At 41.1% G+C, this 13,388-nt stretch carries 11 protein-coding genes; 5 read left to right on the top strand and 6 right to left on the bottom strand.

The features are described 5' to 3' along the window. The first annotated feature begins 6 nt into the window (after positions 1-6). Positions 7-1,020, top strand: a complete 1,014-nt coding sequence (locus FFM66_RS06440) for a serine hydrolase domain-containing protein (protein ID WP_137605373.1) — start codon at positions 7-9, stop codon at positions 1,018-1,020. Positions 1,021-1,158: 138 nt separating this feature from the next. After that, positions 1,159-2,106, top strand: coding sequence for a mannose-6-phosphate isomerase, class I (gene manA / locus FFM66_RS06435; RefSeq protein ID WP_048603890.1), 948 nt, complete (start codon positions 1,159-1,161; stop codon positions 2,104-2,106). Positions 2,107-2,149: 43 nt separating this feature from the next. Here manA and FFM66_RS06430 read toward each other — a convergent pair whose 3' ends face one another. Both FFM66_RS06430 and mdxK read right to left on the bottom strand, forming a co-directional pair. Next, positions 2,150-3,166 carry a LacI family DNA-binding transcriptional regulator gene (locus FFM66_RS06430; RefSeq protein ID WP_048603891.1) on the bottom strand — a complete coding sequence of 339 codons (1,017 nt, stop codon included), beginning with the start codon at positions 3,164-3,166 and terminating at the stop codon, positions 2,150-2,152. Between the two features lie 111 nt (positions 3,167-3,277). Then, on the bottom strand, positions 3,278-5,542 hold the full coding sequence (mdxK, locus tag FFM66_RS06425; RefSeq protein WP_137605372.1) for a maltose phosphorylase MdxK: 2,265 nt from the start codon (positions 5,540-5,542) through the stop codon (positions 3,278-3,280). Positions 5,543-5,671: 129 nt separating this feature from the next. On the opposite strand from mdxK, the gene FFM66_RS11360 reads away from it, so the two are divergent. The 3 genes from FFM66_RS11360 (at position 5,672) to FFM66_RS06415 (ending at position 8,920) form a co-directional block, all read left to right on the top strand. Then, positions 5,672-5,818 (top strand): hypothetical protein, encoded by a 147-nt coding sequence (locus FFM66_RS11360; protein WP_171000808.1) that lies wholly within the window; start codon positions 5,672-5,674, stop codon positions 5,816-5,818. Between the two features lie 55 nt (positions 5,819-5,873). Beyond that, entirely contained in the window at positions 5,874-8,048 is a 2,175-nt protein-coding gene (locus tag FFM66_RS06420; RefSeq protein WP_137605371.1) for a PTS transporter subunit IIBC, read from the top strand. A gap of 62 nt (positions 8,049-8,110) precedes the next feature. Beyond that, the gene (locus FFM66_RS06415) at positions 8,111-8,920 is read left to right on the top strand and encodes an endonuclease/exonuclease/phosphatase family protein (RefSeq protein ID WP_137605370.1); all 810 of its coding nucleotides are present in this window, start codon (positions 8,111-8,113) and stop codon (positions 8,918-8,920) included. Between the two features lie 35 nt (positions 8,921-8,955). Here the strand turns inward: FFM66_RS06415 and FFM66_RS06410 are convergent, their stop codons facing one another. From FFM66_RS06410 to FFM66_RS06395, 4 genes are all read right to left on the bottom strand, one after another. Further along, a complete protein-coding gene (locus FFM66_RS06410) occupies positions 8,956-9,588 on the bottom strand; it encodes an SDR family oxidoreductase (protein ID WP_171000812.1) in 633 nt (210 codons plus the stop codon). 126 nt (positions 9,589-9,714) lie between these two features. Beyond that, complete coding sequence (locus tag FFM66_RS06405) at positions 9,715-10,410, bottom strand: type 1 glutamine amidotransferase (protein ID WP_048603895.1); 696 nt, start codon at positions 10,408-10,410, stop codon at positions 9,715-9,717. Then, complete coding sequence (locus FFM66_RS06400) at positions 10,403-11,755, bottom strand: Mur ligase family protein (RefSeq protein WP_137605368.1); 1,353 nt, start codon at positions 11,753-11,755, stop codon at positions 10,403-10,405. The genes FFM66_RS06405 and FFM66_RS06400 overlap by 8 nt, the downstream gene beginning before the upstream one ends. Positions 11,756-11,894: 139 nt before the next feature. After that, a complete protein-coding gene (locus tag FFM66_RS06395; RefSeq protein ID WP_137605367.1) occupies positions 11,895-13,301 on the bottom strand; it encodes a TrkH family potassium uptake protein in 1,407 nt (468 codons plus the stop codon). Positions 13,302-13,388: the final 87 nt, after the last annotated feature.

The raw sequence follows: 13,388 nt of genomic DNA, 5'->3' as shown, positions 1-13,388 counted from the left end.
TACACCATGTATCCAGCAACACAAAAAATCATCCAGAAAAAAATGCAACAAGGTGTTTATCCCGGGGTCATCTATGAATTGATTCATGGGAAAAATAAAGAGATGGGAATTTACGGCGCTGCCGCCATCCTTCCGGAGTTTCAGGGAATGGAAGAATCTCTGCTGTTTGATGTTGCCTCCTTGACTAAAGTTGTATGTACAACCACGGTGGTTCTCAAATTATGGGAACAAGGAAAACTCATGATTGATCAATCACTGCATACCTATTTGCCAGAATTTTTGAATCGGGAAATTACGTTGCGTCATTTATTGACCCATACGGCGGATATCCAGACCTGGATTCCAAATCGGGATCAGCTGAATAAAGAGGCGTTGCGACAAGCGTATCTAAAAATGGAAAATGGCGAAAATATTGGGAAAGTCGTTAATTATACGGATGCCGGTACGATTTTGCTAGGATTCATGTTGGAAAAATTGTTTCAAAAACCGGTGATAGAAATCTTTCAAGAAGAAGTTTTAACACCGCTTAAAATGACTGCAAGTTGCTTTTTGCCTTCAGATAAGAAAAAAATCGTTCCCACCCAGCAGCAAGCAGACGGCACTGTTTTGCGGGGAATCACCCATGATCCGAAAGCGCGAATATTAGCAGAACATGCCGGAAATGCCGGATTATTTACGAATTTGGCGGATTTGGAAAAATTTGTGCAGATGTATCTTGATTGGGGAATGATAGCGGGGCAGTCTTTTTTGCGAAAAAAAACAATTATTCAGCTGCTAAAAGATCAAACCCCTGATGGAAAAGGCGGACGCTCATTCGGTTGGGATCTAAAAATAGCATCCAAACAATCAGCTTTGTTTCATACCGGTTATACTGGCACTTTTTTGTTAATTGATCCTCAAAGGCAGGAGGCGTGTATCTTTTTGAGCAATCGCATTCACCCCAATGATGATCGGGCGGGCTATATCAAACACCGAGACGAAATTCTGGCGGTCTATCAAAAAGAACGTTTCCTTGAATGAAAAAATGATATAATGGCTAAGGAAAGTGCGGTCATTCTGTCTAATTTTGTAAATCAAAGCAAGAGAAAGATGACCGTAATGAAAAATCGTATGAAATCTAAAAATTTTATACCAAAAAAATGAATGAGGAGAGTTAAGATGGAACCACTATTTATGAAACCTGTCTTCCAAGAAAAAATTTGGGGCGGCAGCCGTCTGCGTTCTGTTTTCGGTTTTGACATTCCTAACGATAAAATTGGCGAAGATTGGGCAATCAGTGCCCATCCCCATGGAGTCAGCGTAATTGAAAACGGTAAATTTAAAGGAAAAAAATTGGATGAATTGTGGCAAACCAATAAAGAGTTATTTGGCAATCCTAGTGAACCAGTTTTCCCATTACTGATTAAAATTTTAGATGCAGAAGATGACTTATCAGTACAAGTCCATCCTGATGATGCCTACGGAAAAATCCACGAAGGCGAATTAGGAAAAACGGAATGCTGGTACATTATCGATGCGGAGCCCGGTGCAGAAATTGTGTATGGTCACCATGCCAAAACACGGGAAGAATTAGCAGAAATGATTCATGATGGACGTTGGGATGATTTATTAAAACGGGTCCCTGTGAAAAAAGGAGATTTCTATTATGTACCGAGTGGAACGATCCATGCAATTGGGAAAGGCATTATGATTTTAGAAACTCAACAAAGTTCAGATACGACTTATCGGGTATATGACTACGACCGCAAAGACGATCAGGGCAATACGCGGGAACTGCATATTCAACAATCTATTGATGTGACAACAGTTCCAGCACGCAAGCCTGAATTATCAATCACCGAAGTCAAACAAGGAAAATCGTCGGTAGTCACTTACCTGAAAACAGATTTCTTCAACGTATATGAATGGCAAGTGGTTGGTCAACTTAAATTAGAGGCACAAGCCCCTTATACGTTGATGACAGTTATTGACGGCTATGGACATTTGATTATTGATGGAAAATCGTATGAATTGAAAAAAGGCACTAGTTGTCTTTTACCAACAGGAATCGATCAATGGCAACTAGAGGGCGAACTAACGATTATCGCTTCTGAACCAGGGAAATAAACAAAATGCTCAGAGCCCGAAATGAACGAGCTCTGAGCATTTTTTAGATTTTTTTCAGGTTCAATACGGTTTCTCTACGGATCAATTTGTGGGGAACGATTACTCGGATACCGGAAGAAACTTGTTGATTGATTTGTTCCATCAGTTTTTGAGTCGCCATCTTTCCCAATTGCGTGACATCCACATCGATACTGGTGAGGTAAGGATGAGTCAATGTAGAAAAGATCGAGTTATTAAAGCTGACAAGAGAAAGATCGTCCGGAACGTGATACCCGAAAAGATTTGCCAGTTGCATGACCCGCACAGCAAACAAATCATCAATGACTACTAGTGCAGTTGCTTTGGTTTCCTTTAATACGGTTTCAAACGCTACATAATCTTCCGGTTCTTCAAAAGTGACTGCTGGAAAGGTTGGCAATTGTGCAATCATCAAGGCTTTTTGGTAACCAAAATAGCGTTCAAAATAAAGATTTTCCCGAACGGTATTGGTGATGAATAAAATACGTTCATGCCCGTTTTCAATCAAATGCTCGGTGGCTTGTTTTCCCAACAGTTGATTGTCGTTATCGACAAAAACGATTTTTTCCTCGTTTTTGTAGGCTTGTCCAATCAAGGTGAAGGGAATACTGTTTTTAAACAAATAATCAATCACCGGATCATGATTGTCTGAATAGGTAAGGATGAAGCCATCCACTTGTTTTTGTTGGTGCATCCGTTTAACGTTTTCTAAAAGGGTGTCAAAATCAGGTGCCGAAGCAACCGCCACCGACATTTGAAACCGGCTGGCTTCCTCGTTGACTGCTTCGATCGTTTCCAAATAAAAGGGATTACCTAAACGTTCTTTGGAATCCAACGGTGGCAAGATAACGCCAATCGCACTGGAAATTTGTTTCCCAAGATTGCGGGCAGTCATGTTTGGTACGTACCCCAGTTCTTTCATCACTTTGCGGACTTTTTTCTTAGTCTCCTCAGAAATGCTGGAATGGTCATTGATCACGCGGGAAACAGTCGAGGTAGCAACTCCCGCTTTTTTGGCTACGTCTTTAACCGTGATACTCATGGATCAACACTTCCTCATGCTAAAGATAAAATTTTCTTGTTCATCATATCAAAGTTCTGTTGAAGATTCTACGGACAAATGAAGAAAACGGAGGAAATCTCCGCTTTCTTTTTATTCAGGAATCGCTACAGTAAGTTCATCTGTTAAGGTAACTGGTTCATCGTAGAGAGATAAGGCGATCGGTTCGCCGGAAACCAGTGACAAGCGAACGGTCTCTTTGGTCACATTAATGGCGATCAGTCGTCCGCGATAGTTAATGTGAAAGGCATAGCTGTCCCAAGTCTTAGGCAAGAATGGTGCGAAACGCAAGGTTTCATGATCGGTTTTCATTTGTGCAAATCCTTGTACGATTGCTAACCAGCTGCCGGTCATTGAAGTAATATGCAGTCCATCCTCCGTATCGTTATTGTAATTGTCTAAATCTAAACGAGCTGTCCGTTCGTACATTTCCAACGCTTTTTCCTCCATTCCCAGCTCCGCCGCTAAAATGGCGTGAACGCTGGCAGAAAGGGAAGATTCATGAACAGTCATTGGTTCGTAGAAATTAAAGTTATTGCGCTTTTGTTCTTCTGTAAACTGATCTTGGAAGAAATAAATTCCTTGCAGTACATCTGCCTGTTTGATAAAACAAGAACGCAAGATGCGATCCCATGACCAGTTTTGATTCAATGGTAATTGAGCAGGGTCAAGATCAGAAACTGGCATTAGGTCTTTATCTAGGAAAGTATCATGTTGGACGAAGATTCCTAATTCCTTATTTTCTGGGAAGTACATGTTGTCGATAATATCTTGCCATTTTTCTTGTTCAGCTTCAGAAATCGACACCGTCGCACTTTCTTTGAAACGACGATAATTTTCTAAGGTATAGCTGAGAACCCACGTTGCAATCGTGTTGGTGTACCAGTTATTGTTGATGTTGTTTTCATATTCATTTGGTCCGGTCACACCATGAATCATATATTTTTTATTGCGTTTAGAGTAATGGACCCGATCTGCCCAGAAGCGGGCGATTTCTGTCAATACTTCTAAGCCTTCTGTTTTTAAATACGTTGTGTCACCTGTGTAGTTCGTGTAATTATAAATGGCATAAGCAATCGCACCGTTTCGATGAATTTCTTCAAAGGTGATTTCCCATTCGTTGTGGCACTCGACACCGGTAAAGGTGACCATGGGATAAAGCGCTCCTTTTAATCCCTGTTGTTGCGCATTGTGATGGGCTTCCGGTAATTGATTGTGACGGTATTTCAAAAGATTCAACGAAACTTCCGGTTTTGCCAAAGCTAAATACAAAGGAACAGCATAGGCTTCTGTGTCCCAATAGGTTGCACCGCCGTATTTTTCACCAGTAAATCCTTTTGGTCCAATGTTCAAACGTTCATCTTCGCCGTAATACGTGGAGAAGAGTTGGAATAAATTAAAACGGATGCCTTGTTGCGCTGCAGGATTGCCCTCGATTGTTACATCGGCCAATGCCCAACGTTTTTTCCACGCATCAATTTGTTCGGCTTTTAATTCTTCGTAGGATTCCGAATAGGTTGAAAATAACTCCGCAGCCATTGCTGTTTGTTGTTCTGGAACATCACGGCTGGTCAGTAAAATGACTTTTTTATCTAAAGTGATTGTTTCACCGGCAGCGGCGTGGAAATTAAAACGATCCGTGATGCCGAGAGTTTCCGTTGTTGTTTCTTCACTTAAAAGAGAATGTTTCATTGCAGCAGTCACAGTAAAGCGTTCAATACCAAAGTTATTTGGGATTGTTCGGACGGTCAAATGACTCATATCCTCCGTCGTTCCGCTATCAAGGGCTTCCCAAAACAGTTCGTCATAGTTGCTGTCTTCATTACGAACATTGCTGTCAAGCTGAGAAAGAACGGTGATGTCGGCTTCCCCGGCAAGCACTTCTGCTGTTAACCGTATCAAAGCCAATTCTTTTTTAACAATGCTTAAAAAGCGTTCAAAGCTGAATTTGATGGTTGCACCGTCAACATCTACGGTAAAGGATCGTGACAAAATACCTGTCTGCATGTCCAATTCCAAATAAAAATCACGATGGGGCAGTTGATTTAAGTCGATTTTTTGATCGTTGACGAAAAGATCCATCTTAATAAAATTAACTGCGTTGATGACTTTGCCGAAATATTCCGGATACCCGTTTTTCCACCAACCGACGCGGGTTTTATCAGGATACCAAACACCGGCAAGATAGGTGCCAAGGTGGTGGTCACCACTGTAGCTTTCTTCAAAATTTCCCCGCATGCCCATGTACCCATTACCGATACTGGTCAAAGATTCCTGCAAGCGGCGGTGGTCTTTACTTAAAGTTGTGGTTGCGATTTTCCAAGGATCAATAGCAAAAAGGCGTTGGATTTGTTTCATTTATTTTCCCTCCAATAGACTTCGTTCTTCCACCTAATAGTAAACGCAATCGATTGCATTAGTCAAGAAGAATCGTTGCAAAATAGAATTTTTTTTGGAAAAAGGAGAAATGTCACGAGTCTTTTGTTGATGGTAGACGAAACAAATGGAAAAAGAGTGAAAAGGAAAAACAATTTATTTGTGGTTTACAAACGCAACCTTTCTGGCTATAATGAAAAACATAACGAAACCGATTGCGTTGATAAAAGCCTTTTTGTTCTGCTTGTTGCTGAATAATGATGGTGCCGATGGCTGACGTGAAAACTTGCTACATAAAAAAGGAGATAGAAAGATGAAAAAATTATTGAGCTTTGAATTTTGGCAGAAATTTGGGAAAGCCCTGATGGTTGTAATTGCAGTAATGCCGGCTGCTGGATTAATGATCAGTATTGGAAAAACGATTCCGATGATCAATCCGGATCTGGGATTTTTGATTACAACAGGTGGCGTTATTGAAAATATCGGTTGGGCAGTTATTGGTAATTTGCATGTTCTGTTTGCACTGGCAATCGGTGGAAGCTGGGCGAAGGAACGGGCAGGCGGTGCGTTTGCTGCCGGGCTATCATTTATTTTGATTAACCGAATCACCGGTTCGATCTTTGGCGTAACCAGTGCAATGCTTGCCGATGAAAAAGCATTTACTCACACATTATTGGGAACAAAAATTATGGTAGACGGATTTTTCACCAGTGTTTTAGAAGCGCCAGCATTGAACATGGGCGTATTTGTTGGGATTATTGCGGGATTTGTTGGAGCCACTGCCTATAATAAATATTATAATTTCCGCAAATTACCGGAAGCATTGTCCTTTTTTAATGGCAAACGATTTGTTCCCTTTGTCGTTATTTTTCGTTCGGTGCTTGTTTCATTAGTTTTAGCACTTGTTTGGCCGGTCATTCAAGCCGGAATTAATAATTTTGGTTTGTGGATTGCGCAATCACAAGAATCTGCACCAGTTTTAGCACCGTTTTTATATGGTACATTGGAACGCTTGCTGTTGCCATTTGGTTTGCATCACATGTTAACAATTCCTATCAACTATACAGAATTGGGAGGCGCCTACACGATTCTTTCTGGTGCGCAAGCAGGAACGCAGGTTTTTGGACAAGATCCTCTTTGGCTAGCATGGGCAACGGATTTGGTGAATTTGAAAGATGCCGGTGACCTTAGTCAATACCAACACGTTTTAGGCAATTGGACACCTGCCCGGTTTAAAGTCGGACAAATGATTGGGGCATCTGGTATTTTGATGGGCTTGGCGGCAGCAATGTATCGCAATGTTGATCCTGATAAAAAAGATCGGTACAAATCAATGTATTTTTCAGCAGCACTGGCTGTCTTTTTAACTGGTGTGACAGAACCGTTGGAATTTATGTTTATGTTTGCAGCAGTACCACTTTATGCCGTGTACGCAGTCATTCAAGGTGCAGCCTTTGCGATGGCAGATATTGTTAATTTGCGGGTGCATTCTTTCGGGAATATTGAATTGTTGACACGAACCCCGATGGCACTTAAAGCGGGACTGGGAATGGATTTGGTGAACTTTGTCTGGGTTACTCTCGTATTTGGCGTGTTGATGTACTTTTTGGCTAATTTTTTGATTAAGAAATTTAATTTTGCTACACCGGGAAGAAACGGCAATTATGAAACAGATGCACCGGAAACAACTCCCACAACTGATAGAAAAACAGGAACTCTTGATCCCAACGATCAAATTGTAAAAATTATTAATTTGTTAGGCGGCCGGGAAAATATTACAGACGTTGATGCCTGCATGACGCGTTTACGGGTCAGTGTCAAGGATCGAGAAAAAGTTGGCGGCGAAGCAGAATGGAAAAACGCTGGAGCGATGGGCGTATTGGTAAAAGACAATGGGGTGCAAGCCGTTTATGGACCAAAAGCAGATATTTTAAAATCGGATATTCAAGACACTTTAGAATCCGGAGTTGAAATTCCAAAAGCTGTTTTTTCAGAGACAGGGGTAGAAACAGCAACGGATGACTACAAAGGAATCACAGAAACATTTGTGAGTGTTGCAACAGGAAATGTATTCCCAATCACGGCAGTTAATGACCCTGTTTTTTCACAAAAAATGATGGGAGACGGTTTTGGGGTGGAGCCTGAAAATGGCAAGATCGTTGCCCCCGTCAACGGCAGCATCACAAGTATTTTTCCAACAAAGCATGCATTGGGAATTTTGACAGAAAGTGGACTCGAAGTTTTAGTGCATATGGGGATCGACACGGTGGATTTAAAAGGAGCACCTTTTGAACTTAAAGTCAGTGAGGGCCAAACCGTTGCAGCAGGTGATTTACTGGCAGAGGTGGCTCTAGATAAAATCACCCAAGCCGGCAAACAAACGACTATGATTGTTGCTTTTACAAACAGTGCTGTGATTAAATCTCTTCAATTGACTGAACAGGGATCGCAAACAGCCGGCAAACAAATCGGTACCGTGGAACTCTAGCCAATAGCAGCGATCAATGCTAAGCTAAACAAAGAAGCAAGACAGAAAGGTTGTTTGGTGAAATGGCGAAATTTTTAACGTTAAATACCCATAGTTGGATGGAGGAAGATCCAGAAGAAAAATTGGAACAACTTGCAGAACAAATTCTTGCAGAACAGTATGATGGAATTTGTCTTCAGGAGGTCAATCAACGAATCGATGCAAAGGAAGCTGTTCTTGACGGGGCTTATTGCCCGACGAACAGTGAAGTGATGATTCGGGAGGATAATTTTGCCCTGCGTTTAGTGGAACTGTTACAGATTCAGGATCAAGAGTATTATTGGACTTGGGCTTATAGTCACATTGGCTATGATATTTACCAAGAAGGTTCTGCGATTTTGTCCAAAGAACCAATCATTGCCAACGATTTTTTCGTTTCTCAAAGTCGAGCAGAAACGGACTATCACACAAGAAAACTGGTGACGGGACTGACTGAAATCGAAGGGAAGATGGTGCGATTAGTCAGTTGTCATTATTCTTGGTGGCAAGAAGGCTTTGCCAAGGAATGGCGAGAGACAGAAAAGGCTCTGACAGGAAAAGAGTTGTTGGTTATTATGGGTGATTTCAATAATCCGGCAGACAGCGAAGGCTATCACTTGGTGACTGAAAGCACATTAGCCTTGCAAGACGCCTTCCAGACTGCGCAGCAACGAAAGGGAAACCACACGATCGAAAAAGAAATCGATGGATGGCAAAACAATACTGAAGCGTTGCGAATTGATTTTATTTTTCTTTCTGCTTCCTTTGAAGTTTTAACGTATCAAACCGTATTTGACGGCAAACAAACACCTGTTGTCAGTGACCATTATGGCGTAGCAGTAACAACCGCGTGAAAAAAGGTTCTTGCAAAATTTGCAAGAACCTTTTTTTAATACCATGCCGGTTTATCTCCGTCTGTATTGGGTTTATTGATTCCAAGAGATTCTCTTTGATGGGATTCAGGGTGCAAAATCAACTGACGAATGAAATCCGCCACGCTTTCACGAGATACTTCTGTTCCCTTGAAGGGGTCCCCTTTTTGAGTTAGTTCATAGGAAACCTCCGTCTTATTTGTTAACCATGCTGGACGAAGAATCGTGTAGTCCAACCCGGAGTTTTCAATTAGTTCGGCTGCTTTACTATAGGTTTCCAAATAGCCGCCATCCAGCATTTGATGATTCCAAATACCAAAATTTCCCGGTACTTCATCATAAATTCCTAAAGTTGAAACCCAAATCAATCGCTTTACACCGGTTTCTTTCATGGCTTCTACAATAGTTTTTGCTTGGTTTTCAATGGTTTTTCCGGCAAGATTTGCATACACGATCGTTGCACCGTCAATAGCTTCTTTTACTTGTTCTAAATTTTCAGCATCGCCTTCAATCAGCCGGCCATTTTGTGGGGCTGTAAGGCGTGCTGCGTTTCGTAAAAATAAGCGTTGAGTCACTGGATCCTTCACCAATTTTTTTGTGACTAGCTGTGCAATTTTTCCGTGGGCGCCTAAAATAGCTATCTCCATTATCTATCACTCCTTTTTTTCACTTACTTCTCTTTCGTTATAGAAGGAAGTGCAAGGAATTTCAAGAAAGGACACTTACAAAAAAGAACGTTTACGACAAACAGACTAATTTGTCGTAAACGTTCGCGATTAAGCAATTTCTGATAAAGTTGGTAATTTTACGTCTTTGCCGTATTTATTTTCTAAGGCTGTTTTAAGCAAGCGATAAGCCAATTGTTCATTACGGGCTAAAATTGGTCCATGAAAATAGGAGCCATAAACATTTTTGTAGATGACACCTTCGGATTGATCTTCGCCATTGTTGCCGTGACCTTCGACAACTTTTCCCAATGGGCGTTCCCCTTTTCCTAAAAAGGTACGACCGTTATGGTTTTCAAATCCATAATAGGTTTCATCGTATTCTTCATTATGAATCACGATATCACCGATATAGCGATTGTTGTCCTGGCTAAGGGTGTAATGGTCCAATGCTCCGATACCCTCGATTTTTTCTCCGTGGGCGCCCATGTAATAATGCCCCAGCAATTGATAGCCGCCGCAAATTGCTAACATCACTCGATTGTCTTCAATATATTTGGTTAAGTCAGCTTTTTTTTCTTGAATATCTTGAGAAACGATTAGCTGTTCAAAATCTTGACCACCGCCGAAAAACACCAAATCATATTTTTCCGGATCAAAGGGTTGATGAATGCTGACAACCTCAGTCGTCATGGTGATTCCTAATTTTTTTGCCAAATATTGCAGCATCAGCAGATTACCATTGTCGCCATAGGTATTTAACAAGTTGCCATAAAGATGCGCCAAGGTTAGTTCATATTTACCCACGATCCATGCCCCCTTTGATATAACCTTTTTCTGCTAATTTCTTTCGTAATTGCAGTACAGCCGTATATGTTGCCAAAATATAGACATGCTCTGTCGGCAAAGCTTTGATATCGGTGATTACTTCATCCAAGTCTTTTGTTTCCGTCAATTTTTCTTCTGGGATACCGGCAACTTTCAAACGCAGTGCCATATCTTTATGACGTTCGCCGCCAGCGATAACTTTTGGAATAGCCATCTCAGCAAAGGCTTCGTGATTGCCATCCCAAATCCAGCTGACATCAATTCCATCTGCATAGTTGGCATTTAAAAGACACACAAGAGAGAAAGGATAAGGGGATAATCCGATCATGTCGATGACTTGATTTAGACCCACGGGATTTTTTACCAAAACCAAAGTACATTGTTTTCCATCAATCTCAATGATTTCCTGTCTACCAAAAACTTTTTCATCATAACCTAGTCCGGCTTTGATTTTTTCCGGAGCAACGTGATAGTATTCTGCCACAGCGCTGGCTGCTAATGCATTGTAGACATTATACATGCCACCGACTTCAATCGTGTAGGGGTGGTCGTCAATGACAAAATTAGCAGAAGTATTGTTCATCGAGACCATCTTTGTCAATTTGTAATCAAGTTCTGGACGATGAAATCCGCAATTTGGACAGTAATATTTCCCAAGGTTGGCGTAGGTGATCATTTGATAGTGTAAAATATGATGGCACTTGGGACATAAAACGCCGTCGGTATTGTAGTGAGCCATTTGCTCTTCATCCGGCAGATGATCAAATCCGTAATACTTGCGCGGATTGACCGTTTCTAAGGAATTAAAAATCGGTGAATCGCCATTGCAAAGAATCGTTGCTTCCGGTGATTTTGCCGCACCTTCGACAATCAAACGGTAAGTGGTATAAATTTCACCATACCGATCCATTTGATCCCGAAAAATATTTGTAAAAACAAAAAGCTTGGGTTTGATATACTCTGTGACTTTGCTTAAACTAGCTTCATCAATCTCCAGCACCGCAAAGTTTTTTTGTCCTTTTTTTGGTTTTGCTGATAAAAAGGTGGACACGATTCCTTGTACCATATTGGCGCCAGTTGGATTTGTCAGTACTTCGTCAAATTCCTGACGAAGAATATTGACAGTTAAGGCTGTCGTTAAGGTTTTACCGTTTGTACCGGTAACCACGACCACTTCATAATCTTCAGAAAAATGGTGTAAAATATTTGGATCGATCTTTAGGGCAAGTTTGCCAGGATAACTGGACCCGCCTTTAAAAAAGGTTTTTAAAACCCATTGAGATGTCTTGCCGACGGTGACCGCCAGATGACTGCGTAAACTCATAGATGATTTGCCTCCAATTGAGTAAGTAACGTTGGATAATGAAAATAATCAACTTATCATACCATAGGATTGAAAAAATGTGGAAACAGCTTTTCAATTCCTTAAAAAAGTTTAGAGAAATTTTGCTGAAACCCATAAGTCAACCGATGATAATCTGTTCTGTAGGGTATTCGTAGCTCAAGTCCCGGGTTTCTTTTGGCACGAAAAGCAGGAGGGTGTAAAGCATACCGATTCGTCCAATAAACATTAAAATTGCGATAATGATTTTACCGGTGGCGGAAAGATCGGCAGTAATGCCCAAAGACAATCCGGTGGTTCCAAAAGCGGAGGTCACCTCGACGATGATCGCAATCAAGGGCTGATCTTCGATTGCAGAAAGAAAAAGCACGCTGAAAAAACACATCCCGAGAGAAAGCATAAAGACCACTACGGATTTTCGCACATCTGCCTCACTGATTCGTCGACCGAAAATGTTGATATGATCTTCACTTTTCAGAAAAGAATAAAGATATAAACCGATGATTGCAACCGTCGTCGTTCGAATTCCTCCTCCTACTGAACTGGGACTACAGCCAATAAACATCAAAAGAGAAAAAATAATCAAGGTGGTCACTTGAAATTGGTTCAGATCGTGAATCTGCAAGCCAGCATTACGGGTGGTCATGGAGTAGAAAAAACTGTTGATCCATTTGCCGCTAAGAGACATGTCCGCAAACAGATGATTGTTTTCCAAAAGATAGATCAACAGCGCTCCACCAAGAAATAAAATGACAAATGCCAGTACCGCGATTTTTGTAAACAAGGAGAAGCGAAAAGGCAGCATTCCTTTGCGTTTCTTTCTTCGATACTGCAACCATTCGCGAAAATCCATCAGGACAGGAAACCCGATTCCACCGAGGAAAATCAAAATCATAATCATCGTCAGAAAAAAATAATCTTTTGCGAAAGGGCGAATTGATTCACCGGTGACATCAAAGCCGGAGTTGGTCACTGCGGAAATCGCTTGATAAAAGCCGTAAAAAATCGCATCTCGCCAATGGGTATAATATCCCCTAACATAAAAGTAAATGGAAAATAATGTTCCAAAAATTCCTTGCGCTGCCAACAAAATAATAAAGGTGATACGAATCAAACGCACAATTCCGCTGAGTCGCGGCTGATTCATATCAGTCATGATCAACTGCCGCTGTTTCAAAGAAATCCTACGTTTGGATACAATGAAAAAGAAGGTGGAAATCATCATGATTCCTAAGCCACCTACTTGAAACAAAATTTCCAAAAGCAAGATGCCGCGATCGTTAAAGACGCTGTTGATATTAAATGTCGTTAACCCCGTCACACTGACAGTGCTGATCGCCATAAAGAGCATATCAATGAAGGAAGCTTCTGCTCCCGGTTGGCGAAAGACCGGCAAATAAAATAAAATCAAGGATAACACCGTCATAATCAAATAATACGAGACGATAATCTGGATGGAAGATACATTATTTGCAAGAAAAAAACGGCCCTTACGAAGAGAAAGCCGAAAAAAGCGTCGGATGTCCATGAAATTCTCCTAACTTAAAATTCGATACCTTCAGTATAGCAAATTTAATGAAAATACGGTATTTTTCCTTCGGTTAGCAAAAACCAT

The organism is Enterococcus songbeiensis, from assembly GCF_005405265.1.
GTDB lineage: Bacteria > Bacillota > Bacilli > Lactobacillales > Enterococcaceae > Enterococcus_C > Enterococcus_C songbeiensis.
The sequence above is the reverse complement of the archived record's forward strand: the minus strand, read 5'-3'. Positions and strand labels throughout refer to the sequence as shown.

What these genes read in the sequence shown, in the direction of transcription:
- mdxK (WP_137605372.1), bottom strand. Translation starts at nt 5,542, where the DNA reads ATGAAACAAATCCAACGCCTTTTTGCTATTGATCCTTGGAAAATCGCA.
- FFM66_RS06440 (WP_137605373.1), top strand. Translation starts at nt 7, where the DNA reads ATGTATCCAGCAACACAAAAAATCATCCAGAAAAAAATGCAACAAGGT.
- manA (WP_048603890.1), top strand. Translation starts at nt 1,159, where the DNA reads ATGGAACCACTATTTATGAAACCTGTCTTCCAAGAAAAAATTTGGGGC.
- FFM66_RS06400 (WP_137605368.1), bottom strand. Translation starts at nt 11,755, where the DNA reads ATGAGTTTACGCAGTCATCTGGCGGTCACCGTCGGCAAGACATCTCAA.
- FFM66_RS06430 (WP_048603891.1), bottom strand. Translation starts at nt 3,166, where the DNA reads ATGAGTATCACGGTTAAAGACGTAGCCAAAAAAGCGGGAGTTGCTACC.
- FFM66_RS06415 (WP_137605370.1), top strand. Translation starts at nt 8,111, where the DNA reads ATGGCGAAATTTTTAACGTTAAATACCCATAGTTGGATGGAGGAAGAT.
- FFM66_RS11360 (WP_171000808.1), top strand. Translation starts at nt 5,672, where the DNA reads ATGGTAGACGAAACAAATGGAAAAAGAGTGAAAAGGAAAAACAATTTA.
- FFM66_RS06420 (WP_137605371.1), top strand. Translation starts at nt 5,874, where the DNA reads ATGAAAAAATTATTGAGCTTTGAATTTTGGCAGAAATTTGGGAAAGCC.
- FFM66_RS06395 (WP_137605367.1), bottom strand. Translation starts at nt 13,301, where the DNA reads ATGGACATCCGACGCTTTTTTCGGCTTTCTCTTCGTAAGGGCCGTTTT.